This window comes from Phocaeicola plebeius (assembly GCF_003437535.1).
GTDB classification, from domain to species: Bacteria; Bacteroidota; Bacteroidia; order Bacteroidales; family Bacteroidaceae; genus Phocaeicola; species Phocaeicola plebeius_A.
The window spans coordinates 1-22,796 of the sequence record NZ_QSQT01000043.1 but is presented as its reverse complement, the minus strand read 5'-3'; the positions used below and the strand labels follow the sequence as shown (position 1 = coordinate 22,796).

Genomic DNA, 22,796 nt, shown 5'->3' with positions numbered 1-22,796 from the left:
GTTTAACTTGTCCAACTTTTTGGGGTCACTTCATTTTGAGACAGCCTCTTTATTTTATCAGTTTTAGCGAACATATTTGTCAGTAAACGCTTTTACCTTTTCTGTGTACTCATCCGGATACAATTTGTAAGAATGTGCGTGGTCTACGCCTTCTGTAATCCAGATTTCCTTGGGAGAAGGCTTGGCGGCATATACCTTGTGCACCATCCATGTGGGTACAAAATCATCGTTGTCGCCATGGATGAAGAGCATGGGCTTCGTACAGCGAGCCACTTGCGAGAGGGCAGACGCTTCCTGAAAGTTCCATCCGTTCTGGAGCTGGCAAATCCAGCTGGCCGTGTAGAGCAACGGGAAGGGGGGAAGTCCGAAAAGACCTTTCAACTCTTTGCTGAACTGGTCCCACACGCTGGTATAGCCACAGTCTTCTACGAAACAGGTGATGTATTCAGGCGTTTTTTCTCCCGACACCATCATTGTGGTGGCAGCCCCCATCGAAATACCGTGAACCACCGCCTTCAGCGAGTCGCCAAACAGAGCCGGAGCTGTATCAATCCATTGCAACACGTCCTTTCTGTCAAGCCAGCCCATCTGTATGGCATCTCCTTCCGTCAGTCCCGTGTAACGCAGGTCCGGCAGCAGAATGTTGTAATCCAGCGACTGGTTATAGAGGTAGCCGATGTGGAACATGCGGATGGCATTGTCCGTATATCCGTGTACGATGATGGCAGTACGTCGGGTAGGGCGAGAAGCACGTGCATAAAACGCATGCATCCGGATGCCGTCCGGTGCGGTGATAAACGTATCCCGCAAGGCATGGTGCTGTTGCAGGCTGTCCAGCCAGGGGACAATCTGCGGATATTCAGTTCGCATGAACGCTTCAGATTCCTCCATATTCTTTCCCCGGTTTTCCGGGCGGAGTGAAAAGTCTATCAGGTAAAGGCTTCCTCCTATGCAAATCCCCACTATCAGTACAAGCAGAATTCCTGCTGTCCAGCCAATTTTTTTCTTCAGTGTCATGTAGGATAAATGTTTAGCTGTTCCAGATGTCCCAAGCCCCGAATGCCTGTAGCAGGAGCATTTCCAGTCCATTTTTTACAATGGCTCCCTGGTCGCTGCCTTTTTTCATGAAAAGCGTGGTGTTGGGGTTGTACAGCAAGTCATACAGCAAGTGCTGGGGAGTCAGCAGTTCATACGGAATATTCGGACATTCATCCGCTTTCGGATACATACCCACCGGTGTGCAGTTGACAATCACCTTGTATTCTTGCATGATTTCAGGTGTAATTTCTTCGTAAGTAATGGTCATGTCATTGTGCTTGTTGCGTGAAACGAACAGCACCTCCAGTCCCAGTTGCTTCAATCCTTGATGAATGGCTTTGGACGCTCCTCCGGTACCCAGGATCAATGCCTTCTTGTGATAAGGTTCCAGCAGCGCTTCGATGGAACGCACAAATCCGATAATGTCCGAATTGTATCCTTTCAGTTTGGTGCCTCCCTTGGTGTGTTCCACTTTAATTACGTTCACCGCTCCGATTTCGCGTGCATCCTTATCCAGTTCGTCCAGATAGGAAATAACTTTCTCTTTGTAAGGGATAGTCACATTCAGTCCTGCAAGCGAAGGATTTGCCTGAATGATGTGCGGAAGTTCATCAATGCTTGGAATTTCAAAGTTCACATATTCGGCATCAATATTCTCGGAATGGAACTTCTCATTGAAAAAATTTCTGGAGAATGAGTGTCCGAGCGGATAGCCGATTAAGCCAAATATTTTCATAAGGTTCAAAGATTTTAGTTATTTGGTAGCGAAATAGAGTGTGCAAGTGCCCATTGTCAGGCGCTTGAATTCTACCTGGCTGAAGCCGGCTTTCCGGATAATTTCCTGCATGATTTCTCCTTGGGGGAAAGCCTTGATGGATTCAGGAAGATAAGTATAGGCACTACGGTCTTTCGACAGCAGTCTTCCCAGTGCAGGTATCACCACCTTAGAGTAAACTGCATATCCTTGTTTCATAGGGAAATGTTCCGGTTCCGACAGTTCCAGGATGACCAGATGTCCTCCGGGAACCAGTACCCTGTACATTTCTTTCAGGCCGAGGTCCAAGTGTTCAAAATTACGGATACCGAATGCCACGGTAATGGCATCGAACCGGTTGTCTGGGAACGACAAAGCCGTACAGTCCTCTTTTGCAAAAGAAATCTGCTTGTCCAGTCCCAGCTGTTTTACTTTTTCCCGTCCTACGTTCATCATGCCTTCCGAAATGTCCGTACCAATCAGTTCGGCAGGTTGCAGCATCTGGCAGGCCTGAATGGCAAAGTCTCCCGTTCCGGTAGCCACGTCCATGATGCGTTGCGGGTGATAGGGCTTCAGCAGGCGGATGGCCTTTTTTCTCCAGCTTTTGTCGATTCCCCATGACATCAGGTGGTTCAGGTTGTCGTAGGCCGGGGCGATATGGTCGAACATTTTCTCTACCTGAGCAGCCTTGCCCTCATCTTCATTGTATGGCTTGATTTTTTCTTGTGGATAGTGAGACATGCGAAAAATATTAGGATGGGATAAATTTTGAATCTCCCTTTAAGGCAGCACGTGCCGCCTTAAAGGGAGATAGGGATATTAAAGAGTCAAATAATCTGTTACGTTCTTTTCGATACGTTTGGTCAGGTCTTCTGTTTCACCCTTCACGAAGCTTTCGCCAGTGATGTGTTCGTACAGTTCAATGTAGCGGTCGCTGATAGATTCTACGATAGCCGGAGTCATTTCAGGGACCTGCTGTCCTTCCTTACCCTGGAATCCGTTGGCCATCAGCCATTCGCGTACGAATTCTTTAGACAACTGTTTCTGCGGTTCTTCTTTTTCGAAGCGTTCCTGGTAACCTTCAGAATAGAAATAACGGCTGGAGTCCGGAGTATGGATTTCGTCCATCAGGTAGATTTCACCGTTGTGCTTTCCGAATTCATATTTGGTATCCACCAGAATCAAGCCGCGTTCAGCAGCCATCTGAGTACCGCGTTCGAACAAAGCTAATGTATATTTTTCCAGTGTGGCATATTCTTCAGGAGTAGCCAGACCTTTCGCCAGGATTTCTTCTTTAGAGATATCCTCGTCGTGCAATCCCATTTCAGCCTTGGTAGTCGGAGTGATAATCGGGTGAGGGAACTTTTCGTTTTCTCTCATGCCTTCCGGCAGACGCACACCGCAGATTTCGCGTACACCGCTCTTGTAAGCACGCCATGCACTTCCGCACAAGTAACCGCGTACAATCATTTCTACAGGAAATCCCTGGCACATTACGCCCACTGTTACCATCGGGTCGGGAGTAGCCAGTTTCCAGTTCGGGCAGATGTCAGTAGTTGCATCCAGGAATTTGGCTGCAATCTGGTTCAGCATCTGTCCTTTATAAGGGATACCTTCCGGCAATACGACGTCGAACGCCGAGATACGGTCGGTAGCAACCATTACCAACTTTTCGTCATTGATGTTATACACATCACGTACTTTTCCATGATACACACTTTTCTGTCCAGGAAAGTGAAAGTCTGTTTTTGTTAATGCTTTACTCATTGTCTTGTTATGTTTAGTAATGAATAGAATTCATTTATGGTTTATGCCTGCGGCGTTTTTTCCGGTTCTTTAGCCGTACGCGTAGTTTTTCTTTCTGCTTTCTCTTTCTCCTCGAATTTTTCGTAAGCCTCCACGATGCGTGTCACCAGTTTATGGCGTACGATGTCTTTCTTGTTCAGTTCGATGAAGCTGATGCCCTTCACTCCTTTCAGAATCTTGATGGCCTGCACGAGTCCGGAAGTCTGCGAAGCGGGAAGGTCAATCTGTGTCATGTCTCCCGTGACAATCATTTTGGTGTTCATACCCATACGGGTGAGAAACATCTTGATTTGCTGGGTAGTCGTGTTCTGGGCTTCGTCCAGAATAACTACGGCATCATTCAGCGTACGTCCACGCATGAAAGCCAGTGGGGCAATCTGTATGACATTCAGCTCCATGTATTCCTTCAGCTTGGCGGCCGGAATCATGTCCTGCAAGGCATCGTACAGCGGTTGTAGGTAAGGGTCGATTTTATCCTTCATGTCGCCTGGCAGGAAACCCAATTTCTCGCCCGCTTCCACGGCAGGGCGGCTCAGGATGATTTTTTTGATTTCCTTGTTCTTCAGCGCCCGTACTGCCAGTGCTATGGCGGTATAGGTCTTACCTGAACCGGCAGGACCGATAGCAAAAATCATGTCATTCTTTTCAAACTCCTGCACTAGTTTCAGCTGGTTCTCGCTTCTGGGGATGATGGGCTTACCCGTCACACTGAACACGATGGCGTTTCCCGCCTTTTCCGTTTTAGGCGCATTGCCTTTTACGATGTCGAGAATCGTTTCCTCATTGAGCGAGTTATATTGCACGCAATATTTTTCCAGTGCAAGAACGGCTTCTTCGAAGGCACACATTTCCTCCTCATCTCCCATGACCTTGATGACATTGCCGCGTGCCACTATTCTCAGTTTCGGGAACAGGGCCTTGATCATTTGTATGTGGGCGTTGTTGGGGCCGTAGAAGATTACCGGGTCGATATCTTCGAGTACAATATGTTTCTCTATCATTTAGCTTGTTCTGATTCGCTTATATGCTTTATTTTTTGCAAAAATAATCATAACTTTTGATTGTAGAATGAGAAAGCAGCAGAAAAATATCCTACTTCAACTCTTTCATTTTATAGCGTTCGCCGGTTGCTTTTACCAGTTCCTGCAAGAATTCCTTGCTGTATCCCGGACGGTCCAGCGGAGCTGTGTTTCCTGTTTTCGGACGTTGCAGCTGTCCGTTCTGCATGCGTTTTACCGCACCGTCGTTGTAGCGTACAATCAAAAATTCTCCCAACTTCTTCCAGCTGTCTACAGCAGTCTGAGCCGTCATGTGGGTATAGTTGGTCAGGTATTCTTTTGCCTTGGCCGGATTCTGCTGATACAGTTTCAAGGCTGCACTTTCAATGCCTTCCTGCGATTGTGCATAGGTATCTTCCAGCGTATTCTGTACGGTGCGCATGTCTTCCACCATCAGGTTGTAGCGCGGACGAATCATGTCGGCCACCCAGTTGTAGATCCAGAAAGCAGAGTCCCATGAGAAAGTTACGCAGTCGCCGTTCTCCTGCTGATACGGATAAGGTACCTTGTCTGTGTTGCAGTACACCGGAGTGAACACCGTCATGTTGGCATCGTCCAGTCCGAACCAGAGCACACCACCGATGGCGTCGGGCAGGGTAGAGCGCATCTGCGATACGAATACGAACGCACTCTGCTGAGTAGAGATGGGGCGTTCGTTGAAATATTCCTGACCGTCAACGTTGAACGTCAGCGGAGACAGACGGTAAGGCATCTGGAAGCAGCCGGCTCCCATGTCTTTTGTAATGTCGAGGGCCGTACCTTCGTAGTGGTCACGCATGGCGTGCTGGATGTCGCGAACAGAAACCTTGTTGTCAGGTTTTACGTACAAAGGCATCGGTTCCTTGCTGTCACCTTGAATGTAAGAAAGGTAAGACTGTCCGGTTGATTTGCTGAACATGTTGTAGAAACTCCATACACGTGCTTCGCAGAAACGCAGGCCGCTAAAGTCGAGCGGGCAATAGGCATCGGCAAAGCTGAAATCCTTGTTTACCCCACTGAAATAACCTTTCTCACGGGCAAATGAAATGACATCGGGCGAGTACAGACAGTTTTCCTTGTCGTTCATGTCAAATTTATGGATGCGGCTCTGGTTGGCATGTGCGGCAATGCAGTCGTCCGGAATGCGTACAGCCACCCATACGGCTCCTTTCACGCCCGGTCCCTTACCAATCATTTCCATAATCCATGCTTCGTTCGGGTCGGCAATGGAGAAAGACTCACCGCTGCTGTAATAACCGTATTCCTTCACTAAGTCAGTCATCACCTTGATGGCTTCCTTGGCGGTGCGTGAACGTTGCAGTGCCACGTAAATCAGGCTTCCGTAGTCCATGATGCCGGTGCTGTCCACCAGTTCCGGACGTCCGCCGAAAGTCGTTTCTCCGATAGTAACCTGAAATTCGTTCATGTTGCCGATGACATTGTACGTCTGTTTGGCTTCCTTGATTTTACCGAGGTATTTGCCCGAATCCCAGTCGTAGATGTCGCGCATGGTGCCCGGAGCATGCTGTGCAGCCGGGAAATGGCACAGATAGCCGAACATACCGTAAGAATCGGCAGAGTAAGAAACGATGACGGAACCGTCGGCCGAAGCCTTCTTTCCTACGATGAAGTTTGTACATGCCCATCCGTTGGCCATGTATGCTGTCAGCAGAAGGACAGCCAGCAGTAATCTTTTCATTTTCATACGAACAGATTGTTTTTTATGATTTAAAAATAAAAGGCGGTTTTAAAATTTGTATTCTTTGCGTGTCATGTTTCCGCATTGGTCGGTTACCGTCACTTCCAGTTTGTGCGATACCCCTTTCTTTACTTTCTCCGGGTTCTGAATCACTAAAATGCCTTTTTTCAGGCCAAACAATACGAACTTGCCGTCGATGTATACCTTGTAGCTTCCGATGCCCGATTCCATATCCTTTATCCGGAAACGGATATTTCGGCTGGTGCGCCATCCGCCCTGACCGATAGGAGTGATTTGCGGGGCAATGGTATCCACGTCCACAGAGAAGGTGCCGAGTGAGCGTACGCGTGTCTTTATCCATCCGTTGGCGTATTTTCCTCCCATGGAACTTCGCCATTTTCCGGCTTTCTGCACGATGTAGTATTTCGTGGTGTCGGCCACGGGCATGTGGCGCAGGCCGATGGACAAGTCGCAGTAGCTGTGAATGGGTGTTCGTCCGGCATCCAGTATGTAGTCAAAGGCGATGTGTGAACTGTCTCCCCGCATGTCCGTGCGGAGCGGAACATCCTCGTACACATAATAGCGTGGCACCACCAGTTCCATACCCGGTTTCTGAATGACGTTGGTCCGGTTCCAATATAGCATTTCATTGGCTTCCGGCTTGTATTCAGAAATATCCTGCCGTTTACCCTTTACGATAAATTGATAGGTCCTGCGATTTCCAAAGTTGTCTTCCAGTACATACCGGAAGTGATAATCCCTTTCCTCGTCGATGGTCACAGCTCCCCGGTTCTCGTTGGGGTGCAGCAGTCGCAGCCGGTTGCCCGGAAGCTTGTAAGAACGCATAATGAGCCGGCGGGTGCGGGTCAGTTCCTCATAGTCGGTAAAGCCGTTGATCATCCGGTTTTCATCGGGTAGTACCTTGTCGGTTGTGCTGTTGAATACCTGCACAGAGTCTACATACAGCGTAACCGAGTGCACCCCGTAGAAATTCGACGTACCGTCCATGTAATCTTTGGCGCTGATGCCAGTATAAATCTCTCCCCAAGCGTGTACAGGCTGTTTCAGGTTGCCGATAGCGAGGAGTTTCTTATGGCTGGACCCGTTGACCACCCCTTTCCCCTGTATGGGATAAATACCGATGAGGCTGCCTACAGGTGCCTTGCTGTCTTTCAGCAGATGCTTGAAATACGGCATCGGGTCAATGTATTCCCCCGTTTCAGTGCGTCGCAGCTCCAGGTGCAGGTGAGGTCCGGCCGAAGCCCCTTCATTACCGCTTAGGGCAATGATGTCTCCCTTTTTCACCGGGAATTGTCCGGGCTGGAATTTCAGGTCGCACACAAACGTTTCATGCGCATACTGATATTGGCGTACGTAAGCTTGTATATTTTTTGCGAAGGAAATCACGTGTCCATACACCGAAGTCAGTCCGTTGGGATGCGTCACGTAAATGGCCTGTCCGTATCCTCCGTGCAGCACTGCCACGCGCGACACATAACCGTCGGCAATGCAGTGAATCGGTTTACCTGTAACGCCTTGCGTCTTGATGTCCAGTCCGTTGTGAAAATGGTTCGGACGAAGTTCTCCAAAATTGGCACTGAGCAGAATCGGAAAATCAAAAGGAGAGCAGAACTTGCTCTCCTGGACGTGCTGGGCCTGGGCAGACAGCATTCCTCCCAAAACCAGTGCCAGTATCATTTTTTGTCTCATTTTTCGTATTTGTTAAGCGGTTACAAAGATATTAAGAAATCCTGAAGCTACAATCTTTTTGGATTGACTCTAAAAAATACGAAGGTTTTTATTAGGATAATTTCTTTGAATCTTTTATTTTTGTCTGTCTCTTATAGAACGATTTATTATTTATTAAACATTATAATCATGGAAAACAATGAATTAATTAAACAGTGTACAGAGAAGGCTCAAACGTGGTTGACCGCAGCATACGATGCCGAAACACAGGCCGAAGTAAAAGCCATGCTTGAAAATCCGGATAAGACCGATTTGATTGATGCGTTTTACAAAGACCTGGAATTCGGAACAGGTGGTTTGCGTGGTATCATGGGAGCTGGTTCCAATAGAATGAACATCTATACAGTAGGTGCTGCTACTCAGGGCTTGGCTAACTACCTGAACAAATGCTTTGCCGGAAAGAAAGACATTTCAGTAGTGGTAGGTCACGACTGCCGTAACAACAGCCGTAAGTTTGCAGAAATTTCTGCCGACATCTTTACTGCCAACGGCATCAAGGTATATTTGTTCGAAGATATGCGTCCTACTCCGGAAATGTCATTTGCTATCCGTCACCTGGGCTGCCAGAGCGGTATCAATATCACTGCTTCTCACAACCCGAAAGAATACAACGGTTACAAGGCATACTGGGAAGACGGTGCACAGGTGCTGGCTCCACACGATAAAGGTATCATCGACGAAGTGAACAAGATTACCAGCGTAAGCGAAATCAAGTTCCAGGGCAATAAAGAACTGATTCAGATTGTAGGCAAGGAAATTGACGACGAATACCTGCGTCAGGTACACACATTGTCTATCGACCCGGAAGTAATCCAGCGTCAGAAAGACCTGAAGATTGTGTACACTCCGATTCACGGTACCGGAATGACACTGATTCCGCAGTCACTCAAGTTGTGGGGCTTTGAAAACGTACATTGCGTAGCCGAACAGATGGTGAAGAGCGGTGACTTCCCTACAGTGGTATCTCCGAACCCGGAAAATGCAGAAGCACTGACATTGGCCATCAAGCTGGCAAAAGAAATCGATGCCGACATCGTGATGGCTTCCGACCCGGATGCTGACCGTGTAGGTATGGCTTGCAAGGACAGCAAGGGCGAATGGGTATTGATTAACGGTAACCAGACTTGCTTGATTTTCTTGTACTACATCATCAAGAACCGTATCGCTATGGGCAAGATGAAAGGCAACGAATTCATCGTGAAGACCATCGTTACTACGGAACTGATTAAGAAGGTAGCTGACAAGAACCATATCAAGATGCTTGACTGCTACACCGGCTTCAAATGGATTGCCCGTGAAATCCGTCTGCGCGAAGGTCAGGAACAGTACATCGGTGGCGGTGAAGAAAGCTACGGATTCTTGGCAGAAGACTTCGTACGTGATAAAGATGCCGTTTCTGCATGTTCATTGCTGGCTGAAATCTGTGCATGGGCTAAAGACCAGGGCAAGACCTTGTATGACGTGCTGATGGAAATCTACGTAGAATATGGCTTCTCACTGGAAGTAACAGTCAACGTAGTGAAACCGGGTAAGACAGGTGCTGACGAAATCAAGGCCATGATGGACAACTTCCGTGCATGCCCGCCGAAAGAATTAGGTGGTTCGGAAGTAGTACTGGTGAAAGACTACAAGACGTTGAAGGCTACCGACAATACTGGAAAAGCTACAGACCTGGATATGCCGGAAACATCAAACGTACTTCAGTTCTTTACAGCCGATGGTACAAAAGTTTCTGTACGTCCTTCCGGAACAGAACCTAAGATTAAGTTCTACATGGAAATCAAGGGCGAAATGCACTGTCCGAAGTGCTATGCAGGTGCCGTAGCTGATGCAAAAGAAAAAGTAGATGCAGTGAAGAAATCTTTGGGTATTTAAGATGCCGGGCGTGTGAGTGCGCCGCCAAAGATAGATTGAAATAAGGAATGTCATTCCCGCAAAGGCTTTCAGGAGTCTTTCTTGCTTTGGGAATGACATTTCTTTTTTTTGTTAAAATGCTTGTTCTTTGTGGGTAATTGCTGACAAAAAGTATTGAATTCGAAAAATCTGCTAACCGTAGTTTTAGACAAAATGTTCTATCCGTGCATCTGCCTTTTGGGAATTGAAAATCTTACCTGTGCTACAGCTGTCTGTAGAGGGGTAGAAGAGGAATGGAACGGTCGTTACGGGAGAATGAAAAATGAAAATCCGGAAAAATCGCTTTGGCGTTCGGAGTCAAACGCAAAGGAGTTTTGCCTAAAACGTCCTTGCGTTTTTCTGAAAACTCTTAGGAGTTTTGGAACAAACGCACTTATGTCTTTTTCGCGGACCTTAAAATGAAGACTTTTGAGGACTTTATTTTCTATTTCAAGCGGGAATAGAAAAATTTTTAAAGTGACTAAATGACGTTTGTTTTAATTATTTATTCCCTTTTTGCGGATAAAATATCTTTGTTGGTTTCTCCTGTCTTTTCTTGCGTAACATCCTATTTCTTCTTGATTTTTCTAAACTCATTCTCCTTCGCAGGTACATACAAGGATAAACCCTGAGGGTTGAATTTTCTTTCTTGGAGAAGAAAAAATGAACAAAATGACAGATGCATTTCTATGGAGAAATATTGTGGGAACTCTAAGGTTTATCTATATATTCGAATTTAAACAGGATGGAGCAGTCCGAAAATGCCTGGTGTCAGATAAAGAAAAAGGCCGGATTCTCAAAATTGGGACCGGCCTTTTAGTTTTAGGTATATAGGAACTAATACCTTTGGTAAAATATGATTATTTCAGCATTTTCTGAGCTTGTTTCAGCATCTTTTCTGCTTGTTTTACTGCATCTTTCAGTTCCTTGCTTTCTGCACCGTTAGCTTTCTTCTGAGTCTTTTCCAGCTGATCAGAAAGTTGTTTTACGCGTGCTTCAGCTTCTTCTTTTGATACTTCAGCTTTCTTTGATTTTGCCAACCATTCTTTCATACCCTGTGCTTTGAGTGAAAGGGTAGCAGTTTCAGCAGCCAGTTCGGCAGCGGCTTCATCTTCCGGAGTAGCAAATGCATGGTGGAAGCCTTTCACGTCGTTCCAGTGTCCGCGAGTAAAGTCGGGGAAGGCTACAGCTGCACATCCGTTGTCCATAGAGATAGCTCCCAGTTCGGCCAATGCACACCATTCAGCCAAGTCGTATACGTCCATATCCAATGGCAGACCGTTCTGCAGACAGTATACCATACGGCTGTCCATGATGAAGTCCATACCACCGTGTCCACCTACTTCTTTTGCCATTTCACCGTATTTCTTCAAGATAGGATGCTGGTATTTGTTGACCAGTGCTTCCATTTCTTTTTCCGGAAGGAATGAGTGAGAACTCAGGTTGTCTACTTTCGGCTGTACGCCAGAAGCTTTCATCTGATCAGCGTCTACGGCATAGCCTTCTACCGGATATTTATTAGCGAATCCTTTTGTTCCTGTCAGCTGATACAGACGGTTGTAAGGCTGAGGATTCATTACGTTGTGCTGGATTTCGATTACTTTACCGTTTTCTGTACGGATAAGTGTAGTAGTGTGGTCACCGTTACGGAATTCATCGCAAGGTTCGCCGGTTGCTTTTTCTACCAATGCTTTTCCGTGTACCGATTTTGTATCCATTGCTACCAGGGTAGCCATACGGTCACCACGGTGAATATTCAATGCCTGAGCTACAGGGCCAAGGCCGTGAGTAGCGTATACGTCGCCACGGTTTTCCTTGTTGTAACGCAAGCGCCATCCCAGTTTGTCTTCTTTTCCGTTTTTCCAGTAGTAAGGCCAGAAATCATCCAAGTTGTGGATGTAAGCTCCTTGTGCGCGGAGTACTTCTCCGAATACTCCCTGCTGTGCCATGTTCAGGGTGTTCATTTCGAACCAGTCATAGCAGCAGTTTTCCAGAATCATGCAGTGCTTGCGAGTAGTTTCAGACAGGTTGATAAGTTCCCAGCACTGTTCCAGATTCATAGCCGAAGGAACTTCGATGGCTACGTTCTTTCCATGCTCCATGGCATACTTGGCAATCGGGAAGTGGTGATCCCAGTCGGCTGCAATGTATACCAGGTCAATGTCTTCGCGTTCGCAGAGCGCTTTATATCCTTCTGCACCTGAATACACAGCTGCTTCAGGAAGACAAGCTTTCTGCAGGTATTTCTGGCATTTTTCTGCACGTTCTTTTTCATAGTCACACAAAGCTACGATTTTAGTTCCGGCAATGTGAGTAAAACGTTCCACTGCTCCCGGACCACGCATTCCCAGTCCTACGAAACCTACGCGTACAACGTTCATTTTAGGTACAGTCAGACCGATGACAGACTCCTGTCCGGCTGGACGTTCCGGGGATTTTATTACGATGGTACCTTTATTCCATTCCCACTGAGTGGAAGGTGAAAGGCTTTGAGCAAGCAGTTGGGCAGGTGTACAAGTTAAGGTTAAAACGGTGCAAGCACCAACAATCATTTTTCCAAAATGTTTCATAGCTTTAGTTGTTTTTAAAGTTGAATTTTAATTGGTGGCAAAGATATAAAAAAACATCAATATCCAAATGTTTTTTCTAAAAAACGCGTAGATATTAAAAAAGAATAAGAATTGGAATCTTTAAATGAAATAAAATAAGGTATATCAAGATATATTCTTAAATAAATAGACGTTGGGGTGGGGAAGAACAATAGGATGAAAAGACTTAGATTCAGAAGTTTTACAGAGATGAATCTGCCTAAATTTATGCGTTGAATATGAAAATATAAAGATGATAAACTGACAACAAAAATGCGGACTTTCTTACGAATAATAATTTATTTGAAAAAAAAGTGTCATTTTATTTGCGTGTTACAAAAAACCCTTTACCTTTGCATCTGTAAACAAAAAACGAGAGAAGACAGATATGATTACACTGAATACATTGGTAAACCTGGCAGTCCTGCATATTATTCGCGTCGTGGTCGTGGCACCAAGAGGTGAGAAGGTTTCGTGTATGTAATCATGCAGTTGTGATAATATGGAAAGCCTTTCTCACCAGACGATGAGAGAGGCTTTTTAATTAAAGAGTGAGGAAAATGAAACATCAGTTACGTAGTTCGATGAGCACGGAAGGGCGCCGCATGGCAGGTGCCAGAGCATTGTGGGTGGCCAATGGAATGAAAAAGGAAATGATGGGAAAACCGATTATCGCCATCGTGAATTCTTTTACACAATTTGTACCGGGGCATACTCACCTGCATGAAATCGGTCAGCAGGTCAAGGCAGAAATTGAGAAGCTGGGATGCTTTGCGGCAGAATTTAATACCATTGCCATCGACGACGGAATCGCGATGGGGCATGACGGGATGTTGTATTCTTTGCCTTCGCGCGACATCATCGCCGACAGCATAGAATATATGGTGAATGCACACAAGGCAGATGCGATGGTATGTATTTCCAACTGTGACAAAATTACCCCGGGGATGCTGATGGCGTCCATGCGTCTGAATATTCCGACTGTGTTCGTGTCTGGTGGACCGATGGAGGCCGGAGAGTGGGGCGGACAACATCTGGATTTGATTGATGCCATGATTAAGTCGGCCGATTCGACGGTGAGCGATGAAGACGTAGCTGAAATTGAACGTCATGCTTGTCCGGGGTGCGGAAGCTGCTCAGGTATGTTTACTGCCAACTCTATGAACTGCCTGAATGAGGCTATCGGTCTGGCACTTCCGGGAAATGGTACCATCTTGGCTACTCATGCCAACCGTAAGCAGTTGTTCAAGGATGCAGCCGCATTGATTGTAAAGAATGCGTATAAATATTATGAGGAAGGAGACGACAGTGTGCTGCCACGCAGTATCGCCACTCGTCAGGCTTTCCTGAATGCCATGACGCTCGATATTGCCATGGGTGGTTCTACCAATACGGTGCTTCACCTGCTGGCCGTAGCTCACGAAGCGGAGGTGGATTTCAAGATGGACGACATTGATATGTTGTCACGCCGGGTGCCTTGTCTTTGCAAGGTGGCTCCCAATACACAGAAGTACCATATTCAGGATGTGAACCGTGCCGGAGGTATTCTGAACATTCTGGGTGAGCTGGCCAAGGGCGGACTGCTGGATACTACGGTTCGCCGTGTAGACGGTACGACACTGGCGGAAGCTATTGCAAAATATGCAGTTTGTGTACCGGAAGTCGATGCAGAGGCACAGCGCATTTATTCGAGTGCGCCGGGCGGTAAGTTCTGCATTCAGTTAGGCGCACAGAATTCCACTTATAAGGAACTGGATACCGACCGTGCCAACGGATGCATCCGCGACTTGCAGCATGCGTACAGCAAGGATGGTGGCTTGGCTGTATTGAAAGGAAATATCGCACAGGATGGCTGTGTGGTAAAAACAGCCGGAGTAGATGAAAGCATCTGGAAGTTCTCTGGACCAGCCAAGGTGTTCGATTCACAGGAAGCTGCCTGCGAGGGAATCTTGGGGGGTAAGGTTGTGAGCGGCGATGTAGTAGTCATTACTCACGAAGGTCCGAAAGGTGGTCCGGGTATGCAGGAGATGCTGTATCCTACCTCTTATATTAAATCCAAACATTTAGGTAAAGAATGTGCGCTGATTACCGACGGACGTTTCAGTGGAGGAACTTCCGGACTGAGTATCGGACATATTTCTCCGGAAGCAGCTGCCGGAGGTAACATCGGTAAGATTGTAGATGGTGACATCATTGAAATAGATATTCCTAACCGCTCTATCAATGTGAAGCTCTCAGATGAAGAACTGGCTCAGCGCCCGATGACACCGGTGACACGCGACCGGAAAGTTTCGAAGGCACTGAAGGCATACGCCAGCATGGTGAGCTCAGCAGATAAAGGTGGAGTGAGAATCGTAGAATAAAGAGAGGCTTATGAGTAAAGAAAAAATATCAGGTTCGGAAGCATTGATGCGCTCTTTGGAGCATGAAGGCGTGAAGACGCTTTTCGGTTATCCGGGAGGGGCTATCATGCCGGTATTTGATGCGTTGTATGACCATCGCGACAGATTGAATCACATTCTGGTTCGTCATGAACAAGGGGCTGCACATGCGGCTCAAGGTTTTGCCCGTGTATCGGGAGAAGTGGGTGTTTGCCTGGTGACAAGTGGTCCGGGGGCTACTAATACCATTACAGGAATAGCCGATGCCATGATTGACAGTACACCGATTGTGGTGATTGCCGGTCAGGTGGGAGCCGGATTGCTGGGTACGGATGCCTTTCAGGAAGTTGACTTGGTGGGCGTGACGCAGCCGATTTCCAAATGGAGCTACCAGATTCGCCGTGCGGAGGATGTGGCTTGGGCTGTGGCTCGTGCGTTCTATATTGCACGTAGCGGACGTCCGGGACCGGTGGTGCTCGATTTTGCCAAGAATGCACAGGTGGACATGACGGATTATGAGCCGGTAAACGTTGATTTCATTCGCAGTTATGATCCGGATCCTGAAACTGATTCTACGGCAGTGGCTGAGGCGGTTGCCTTAATCAATGCGGCCAAACGTCCGTTGGTGCTGGTTGGCCAGGGAGTAGAATTAGGTAATGCCCAGAAAGAGTTGCTGAACTTTGTAGAAAAGGCAGACATCCCGTGTGGATGTACCTTGCTGGGTTTGTCGGCTTTGCCAAGCAATCACCGCCTGAATAAAGGTATGCTGGGTATGCACGGTAATTTAGGCCCGAATGTGAAGACCAACGAATGTGATGTGCTGATTGCCGTAGGTATGCGTTTCGATGACCGTGTGACGGGAAAATTGGAAACCTACGCCAAACAGGCCAAAATAATTCATTTAGATGTGGACCCTTCGGAAATCGGAAAGAATGTGGTGGTAGATGTACCGGTGCTCGGAAACTGCAAACGCACTTTGTCTTTACTTACTGAACTGATTCAGCCGCAGAAACACGAGGAATGGATTGCAAGCTTCAAACCATACGAGGAGAAGGAATTCAATCAGGTAATCGAAAAAGAAGTATTTCCGAAAGAAGGCCCCATTAATATGGGTGAAGTGGTGAATGCAGTCAGCGAAGCTACCCATAATGAAGCGATTCTGGTGACCGATGTAGGTCAGAACCAGATGATGGCTTGCCGTTACTTCAAATTCACGAAACCTCGCAGTATCGTTACTTCCGGTGGTATGGGAACCATGGGTTTCTGTCTTCCGGCTGCCATTGGTGCGACATTCGGTCGTCCGGACCGTACGGTGTGTGCCTTTATGGGTGATGGAGGTTTGCAGATGACCATGCAGGAACTGGGCACGGTGATGGAACAGAAGTCTCCGGTTAAGATTATATTGATGAACAACAATTACCTGGGTAATGTACGTCAGTGGCAGGCTATGTTCTTCAATCGTCGCTACTCCTTTACTCCGATGATGAATCCGGATTACATGCAGATTGCTTCGGCTTATGGAATTGCTTCACGAAGAGTGATGAGCCGTGAGGAACTGAACGACGGCATTCAGGAAATGTTGTCGACCGACGGTCCTTTCCTGTTGGAGGTTTGTGTGGTAGAAGAAGGAAACGTGTTGCCGATAACTCCTCCGGGAAGTTCGGTCAACTATATGTTAATGGAATGTTGAGAGGAGAAGGAGGTGAATTATGAATAGCAACAAGACTTTATATACAATCATCGTTCATTCGGAAAACATTGCCGGTATATTGAATCAGATTACGGCTGTGTTTACCCGTCGTCAGATAAACATTGAAAGTCTGAATGTGTCGGCTTCTTCCATAAAGGGAGTGCATAAATACACCATTACTTGCTGGACTACTCCAGATGTAATTGATAAGGTGGTGACACAAATCGAGAAGAAGATAGACGTGATTCAGGCGCATTATTTCACGGATAAGGAGATTTTCCAGCGTGAAGTAGCCATGTACAAGGTTGCTACTCCGGAGTTTCAGGCCAATCCGGAAGCTTCGAAGGTGATTCGTCGTTACAGTGCTCATATCGTAGAGGTGAATCCTACTTTTTCAATCGTGGAAATGGTGGGAATGAGCGATGACATCACGTCGTTGTATCAGGAGCTGAAACAGCTGAACTGTGTGTTGCAGTTTGTACGCTCCGGGCGTATTGCCGTTTCGACAAGTTGCTTTGAACGGGTGAATGAGTACCTGGCACACCGCGAAGAACGGTATCAGAATCAAAAGGATTGAGATATGACAGAGGACAGTAAAGTTGGAACTTACCGGTTTGTAGCCGAACCGTTTCATGTGGATTTTATGGAACGGCTGACTATGGGCGTATTGGGCAACCATTTGCTGAACTGCGCCGGGTTTCATGCAGCCGACAGAGGATTTGGTATTGCCACGCTGAATGAGAATCATTACACGTGGGTACTTTCCCGACTGGCAATAGAACTGGAGGATATGCCTCGCGCATACGAAAGTTTCTCCATACAGACGTGGGTGGAAAATGTGTACCGTCTGTTTACGGACCGAAATTTTGCCATCCTGGATAAAGACGGAAAAGCCATCGGTTATGCCCGTTCGATATGGGCCATGATCAGTATGGAAACCCGCAAGCCGGCCGATTTGCTGACATTGCACGGCGGGTCGATAGTTGACTATGTATGCGTGAAGGACTGTCCGATTGACAAACCCGGACGCATCAAGGTGAGTCATCCGGAGCTGGTGGGCGAATGTCAGGTGAAATACAGTGACATTGACTTGAACGGCCACGTGAACAGCATCAAGTACATCGAGCATATTCTGGATTTGTTCCCTATGGAAATGTTCCGTGAAAAGCGTATCCGTAGGTTTGAGATGGCCTATGTGGCTGAAAGTTATTACGGAGATACCTTGAGCTTCTATCGGGAGCAGACAGGCGAAAACGAATACGATGTAGAGGTGAAGAAAAACGGCTCGGAGGTCGTAGTCCGGAGTAAAGTGATTTTTAGAGATTAACATTATACTAACAACTAGCAGCTTCAGGCTGCGTAAAAAGATTGTAAGAAAATTATGGCACAAATGAATTTTGGCGGAGTTATTGAAAATGTAATGACCCGCGAAGAGTTTCCATTGGAAAAAGCACGTGAAGTATTGAAAGACGAAACCATTGCTGTTATCGGTTACGGTGTACAGGGACCGGGCCAGTCTTTGAACCTGCGTGACAACGGTTTCAACGTCATTGTCGGACAGCGTCAGGGTAAGACCTACGACAAAGCTGTGGCTGACGGATGGGTACCGGGAGAAACTTTGTTCAGCATTGAAGAAGCTTGCCAGAAAGCTACTATAATTATGTGTTTGTTGTCGGATGCAGCTGTGATTTCTGTATGGCCTACTATCAAACCTTGTCTGACTGCAGGAAAAGCACTGTATTTCTCTCATGGTTTCGCCATCACTTGGAATGACCGTACAGGCGTAGTTCCTCCGACAGATGTAGATGTAATCATGGTGGCTCCGAAGGGTTCAGGTACTTCTTTGCGTACCATGTTCCTGGAAGGCCGTGGCTTGAACTCTTCTTATGCTATTTACCAGGATGCTACGGGTAAGGCATACGAACGTACCATCGCATTGGGTATCGGTATCGGTTCAGGTTATTTGTTTGAAACTACTTTCCAGCGTGAAGCTACTTCTGACTTGACTGGTGAACGTGGTTCTTTGATGGGAGCTATTCAAGGATTGCTGCTGGCACAGTATGAAGTACTTCGTGAAAACGGACATACTCCGTCGGAAGCATTCAATGAAACAGTTGAAGAGCTGACTCAGTCATTGATGCCGCTGTTTGCTAAGAACGGTATGGACTGGATGTATGCTAACTGCTCTACTACTGCACAGCGCGGTGCACTTGACTGGATGGGCCCGTTCCACGATGCTATCAAACCGGTTGTACAGAAATTGTATCAGAGCGTGAAGTCAGGAAACGAAGCTCAGATTTCTATCGACAGCAACTCTCAGCCTGACTATCGTGAAAAACTGAATGCAGAATTGAAAGCATTGCGTGAAAGCGAAATGTGGCAGACTGCAGTAACCGTACGTAAACTTCGTCCGGAAAACAACTGATAAAAGTCAGTCGAAAATAAATGCATTGGCCGTCCGGTATCCGAAAGATGCCGGACGGCTTTTTTTATTTGGATGAACAAGAGTCTGTGATATTTTGTACCTTTGTGGCAACCCTATAAAATGTATATGAATAAATTTGCTATTTTGCTGTCAGGCTTTCTTTGCCTGGCAGGGGCGGTGTCCGGACAAAGTCTGGAACAGACCACAGAGCAACGTCTGAAAGATTTTTTTACCAGTTATGAGACTTCGTATGCCCGTATCGGTAAGTGCAAGCTGGAACGTTTTGAGGTGGAGCATGAGAAGAAGGTATTGCGTGTATATGCCAATCCGGCTTTTGGCTATCAGCCGTTTACGGAAGAAAACGTGTCGGCTATCTACCGTTTGTTGAAGCAGTCGCTACCAGGACCGGTGAATTATTATACCTTGCAGGTGTATGCCGACGGTAAGCTCATTGAAGACCTGGTGCCTAATGCGTACCGCAAGAAACAGGACAAGACGCGTCTGTATGGCAAGCTGGAGGCGAAGGGAAATCCGTGGGTGACAAATGTGTCACGTCCGTATGAAATCAGCCGGGGACTGGAGGGACGGCATATAGCCTTGTGGCAAAGCCATGGCAAGGTGTACCGGAACGAGCGGAATGAGTGGCGCTGGCAGCGGCCCAGACTGTTCTGTACTACGGAAGACCTGTTTACGCAGTCGTTCGTGGTGCCTTACCTGATTCCGATGCTGGAGAATGCCGGGGCAGTAGTCTTTACGCCACGTGAGCGCGACTGGCAGCGTTATGAAGTGATTGTGGACAACAATACCTGCACAAAAGGCAGTCATTATCTGGAAGTGGAAGATAAAAAATACCGCTGGCAGGATACCGATAAACCGGGTTTTGCCCAGAAATACCAGCAGTATCCCGACAACTATAACCCGTTTACAGACGGTACCGCCCGCTTTATTCCTACTCAGGGGCAGCCTGAAAAAGCCTTTGCCGAGTGGATTCCTGATATTCCCGAGAAAGGAAAATACGCAGTGTACGTAAGTTATCAGACCCTGCCGGAGAGTGTGTCGGATGCCAAGTACCTGGTGTTCCATAACGGCGGGGTGACGGAATTTAAGGTCAACCAGCAGATGGGAGGAGGAACCTGGGTATATCTGGGTACCTTTGAATTCGATAAAGGACGGAACGACTACGGCATGGTGGTGTTGAGTAACGAAAGTTCCCAAAAAGGAGTAGTTTGTGCCGATGCGGTCCGTTTTGGTGGCGGTATGGGAAACATTGTGAGGGGCGGACAAGTGAGCGGAGTACCCCGTTACCTGGAAGGAGCGCGCTACTGGGCACAGTGGGCCGGAATGCCTTATCCGGTATACAGCAAGAGTGAAGGAAAGAATGATTATACGGACGACATCAATGCCCGCTCGCTGACGGTGAATTACCTGAGTGGCGGTTCGGTATACAATCCGACAGAAGAAGGATTGAAGGTACCGTTTGAAATGACTCTGGGTTTGCACAGTGATGCCGGATTCAAGACTGATGATGAACTGGTGGGTTCGCTGGGTATCTATACCACAGATTTCAATGACGGAAAGTTGAACAGTGGGGTATCCCGTTATGCTTCGCGCGACTTGACTGACATGGTACTGACTGGATTGCAGCGTGATATCTCTTCCCGTTTTGGCGTGCAGTGGGCCAGACGAAGCATGTGGAACCGGAACTACAGTGAAACCCGTCTGCCGGCTGTGCCTTCCATGATTCTGGAATTACTCTCACACCAGAATTTTGCCGATATGAAGTGGGGGCATAATCCGGATTTCAAGTTTACGGTGGGACGCTCCGTGTATAAGTCCGTGCTGAAGTTTCTCTCTACCATGCACGGTACGGACTATGTGGTGCAGCCGCTTCCGGTAAATCACTTTGCCATCCGTGAAGGAAAGAAGAAAAATACCTTTACGCTGAACTGGAATCCGGTGGAAGATGTGATGGAACCCACTGCCAAGCCTCAGGGATACATCGTCTATACTCGTGTCGGTTATGGCGGATTCGATAATGGGGTGTATGTGCGCAAGCCGGAATATACGGTGAAAGTGGAGCCGGGACTGACTTACAGCTTCAAGGTGACGGCTGTGAACCGGGGAGGAGAGAGTTTCCCTTCCGAGATCCTGTCTGCCTATAAAGCCAAGAGAAGCAAAGGTACCCTGCTCATCGTCAACGGATTCGATGCCACGTCGGGACCGGCAGAAGTCAACTCTGCTTTGTTGCAAGGGTTCGACCTGAAAGCCGATCCGGGCATTCCTGACGGACAGACACCTGCTTATTGCGGATACCAGCAGGGATTCAACCGCGACAAAGCCGGACTGGAAACGGGCGACGGGCTGGGAGTAAGTGATGATGTCTTGGAAGGAAGACTGATTGCAGGCAATACCCGTGATTATGTATTCGTACATGGCAAGGCCATTCAGCGTGCCGGACGCTATTCGTTCGTGTCATGCAGCGATGAAACCCTGGAAAGTGGAAGTACCGATTTAACTCACTATGACATGGTCGATTTGATTTGTGGTGCCGATGCCAAGACCTTTTCTGCTTCCATGCGAGAAGCACTGGCCGGTTATTGCCGTCAGGGAGGCCGTTTGCTGGTCAGCGGTTCGAAGTGGGGAGAGAATTTGCAGAAAGACGATTTCGGCAAGAATGTGTTGAAATGCACGTACGGAGGTCGTTTCAGTAACCTTTCTTCCGCTCCGGTGAAGGGAGCCGGTACAAGTTTCCGTATTCAGGGCGGAGCTAATGAAAGCATTTACGCTGTTCCATCCATGGAGTGTGTGATGCCGGTGGAAGGAGCTTACTCTGCGTTTGCCTATACCAATGGAAATTACGGTAGCGGTACGGTTTATCGTGGAGAAGATTATCGTACTTTTGTGTTGGGATTCCCTTTGGAATGTGTGGAGAATGCAGACGTTCGCACTTACCTTATGCAGACTATTGTACAAACCCTGTTGTCCAAAAAACGGCGGTAGGGCAGATTATAAAAAAGGAATGTAATATTAAGAATAAAAACAAGAGTGACAATATGGAAAATGATTTTTTGAAAGTAATTGAAACACGTCGTAGCTGCCGCAAGTATAAACCGGAGCAGATTACGGATGAAGAGTTGAAAGCCGTACTCGAAGCCGGTACTTATGCGCCGACCTCACGCGGCATGCAGTCGCCCTACATTGTGGCAGTGCAGAAGAAGGAAGTGCTTGCCCGGCTGGCAAAAATGAATGCCAAGATTATGGGAGTGACTTCGAACCCTTATTACGATGCGCCTACCTACGTGCTGGTGTTTGCGCCCTCGCTGGCCAACAATCCGGTGCAAGACGGCAGTTGCGTACTCGAAAATATGATGCTGGCCGCTCATGCGCTGGGACTGGGTAGCTGCTGGATTCACCGCGAACGGGAAATGTTTGCTACGGAAGAAGGCAAGCAGTTGATGGAAGAGTGGGGCCTTCCGGAAGGATTGATGGGAATCGGTGCCCTTTCTTTGGGTTATCCTGATGGAGAGTCGGCTCCGGCGAAACCCCGCAAACCGGAATATTTCCGGGTAATAAAATAAGGCATAAAAAAACGCAAGGACGTTTCACTCAAAATGTCCTTGCGTTTGCTTTTAAACGCCCTTGCGTTTTCCCTAAAACGTCCTTGCGTTTGGTTTCAAACGTCGAAGCGTTTGAAGTGTACTGAAAATAGTTGTCAGTTTGAAGATTAATTCCTGAC

Annotated in this window: 16 protein-coding genes; 8 read left to right on the top strand and 8 right to left on the bottom strand. The window is 47.4% G+C overall.

From position 1 onward, the window contains the following. Positions 1–63 precede the first annotated feature (63 nt). The 7 genes from DXD04_RS15320 to DXD04_RS15290 form a co-directional block, all read right to left on the bottom strand. Positions 64–1,017 carry an alpha/beta hydrolase gene (locus DXD04_RS15320; protein ID WP_117674044.1) on the bottom strand — a complete coding sequence of 318 codons (954 nt, stop codon included), beginning with the start codon at positions 1,015–1,017 and terminating at the stop codon, positions 64–66. 13 nt (positions 1,018–1,030) lie between these two features. After that, entirely contained in the window at positions 1,031–1,774 is a 744-nt protein-coding gene (locus DXD04_RS15315; RefSeq protein ID WP_117674043.1) for a shikimate dehydrogenase family protein, read from the bottom strand. An 18-nt stretch (positions 1,775–1,792) separates the two neighbouring features. Continuing rightward, a complete protein-coding gene (gene ubiE, locus DXD04_RS15310; protein ID WP_022052889.1) occupies positions 1,793–2,533 on the bottom strand; it encodes a bifunctional demethylmenaquinone methyltransferase/2-methoxy-6-polyprenyl-1,4-benzoquinol methylase UbiE in 741 nt (246 codons plus the stop codon). A 78-nt stretch (positions 2,534–2,611) separates the two neighbouring features. Beyond that, positions 2,612–3,559, bottom strand: coding sequence for a phosphoribosylaminoimidazolesuccinocarboxamide synthase (locus DXD04_RS15305; protein ID WP_007562397.1), 948 nt, complete (start codon positions 3,557–3,559; stop codon positions 2,612–2,614). 41 nt (positions 3,560–3,600) lie between these two features. Further along, the gene (locus DXD04_RS15300) at positions 3,601–4,599 is read right to left on the bottom strand and encodes a PhoH family protein (RefSeq protein ID WP_007562399.1); all 999 of its coding nucleotides are present in this window, start codon (positions 4,597–4,599) and stop codon (positions 3,601–3,603) included. 91 nt (positions 4,600–4,690) lie between these two features. Beyond that, positions 4,691–6,340, bottom strand: a complete 1,650-nt coding sequence (locus tag DXD04_RS15295) for a C69 family dipeptidase (RefSeq protein WP_117674042.1) — start codon at positions 6,338–6,340, stop codon at positions 4,691–4,693. A gap of 42 nt (positions 6,341–6,382) precedes the next feature. After that, entirely contained in the window at positions 6,383–8,044 is a 1,662-nt protein-coding gene (locus tag DXD04_RS15290; RefSeq protein ID WP_117674041.1) for a M23 family metallopeptidase, read from the bottom strand. 168 nt (positions 8,045–8,212) lie between these two features. Between DXD04_RS15290 and DXD04_RS15285 the strand changes: the two genes are divergently transcribed. Then, positions 8,213–9,958: a phospho-sugar mutase gene (locus tag DXD04_RS15285; protein WP_040313114.1), complete on the top strand. Its 1,746-nt coding sequence runs from the start codon at positions 8,213–8,215 to the stop codon at positions 9,956–9,958. Between the two features lie 878 nt (positions 9,959–10,836). Here the strand turns inward: DXD04_RS15285 and DXD04_RS15280 are convergent. Continuing rightward, positions 10,837–12,546: a Gfo/Idh/MocA family oxidoreductase gene (locus tag DXD04_RS15280; RefSeq protein ID WP_117674040.1), complete on the bottom strand. Its 1,710-nt coding sequence runs from the start codon at positions 12,544–12,546 to the stop codon at positions 10,837–10,839. Positions 12,547–13,124: 578 nt separating this feature from the next. Between DXD04_RS15280 and ilvD the strand changes: the two genes are divergently transcribed. From ilvD to DXD04_RS15245, 7 genes are all read left to right on the top strand, one after another. Then, positions 13,125–14,927: a dihydroxy-acid dehydratase gene (ilvD, locus tag DXD04_RS15275; protein WP_117674039.1), complete on the top strand. Its 1,803-nt coding sequence runs from the start codon at positions 13,125–13,127 to the stop codon at positions 14,925–14,927. A 10-nt stretch (positions 14,928–14,937) separates the two neighbouring features. After that, positions 14,938–16,635, top strand: a complete 1,698-nt coding sequence (ilvB, locus tag DXD04_RS15270; RefSeq protein WP_117674038.1) for a biosynthetic-type acetolactate synthase large subunit — start codon at positions 14,938–14,940, stop codon at positions 16,633–16,635. Positions 16,636–16,654: 19 nt separating this feature from the next. Then, a complete protein-coding gene (ilvN, locus tag DXD04_RS15265) occupies positions 16,655–17,212 on the top strand; it encodes an acetolactate synthase small subunit (RefSeq protein ID WP_007562574.1) in 558 nt (185 codons plus the stop codon). Between the two features lie 3 nt (positions 17,213–17,215). Further along, complete coding sequence (locus tag DXD04_RS15260) at positions 17,216–17,962, top strand: acyl-[acyl-carrier-protein] thioesterase (protein WP_007562576.1); 747 nt, start codon at positions 17,216–17,218, stop codon at positions 17,960–17,962. 54 nt (positions 17,963–18,016) lie between these two features. Further along, positions 18,017–19,060: a ketol-acid reductoisomerase gene (ilvC, locus tag DXD04_RS15255; RefSeq protein WP_007562578.1), complete on the top strand. Its 1,044-nt coding sequence runs from the start codon at positions 18,017–18,019 to the stop codon at positions 19,058–19,060. Between the two features lie 126 nt (positions 19,061–19,186). Then, a complete protein-coding gene (locus tag DXD04_RS15250; RefSeq protein WP_259296153.1) occupies positions 19,187–22,060 on the top strand; it encodes a golvesin C-terminal-like domain-containing protein in 2,874 nt (957 codons plus the stop codon). A gap of 53 nt (positions 22,061–22,113) precedes the next feature. After that, positions 22,114–22,638, top strand: a complete 525-nt coding sequence (locus DXD04_RS15245) for a nitroreductase (protein ID WP_117674036.1) — start codon at positions 22,114–22,116, stop codon at positions 22,636–22,638. Positions 22,639–22,796 lie beyond the last annotated feature (158 nt).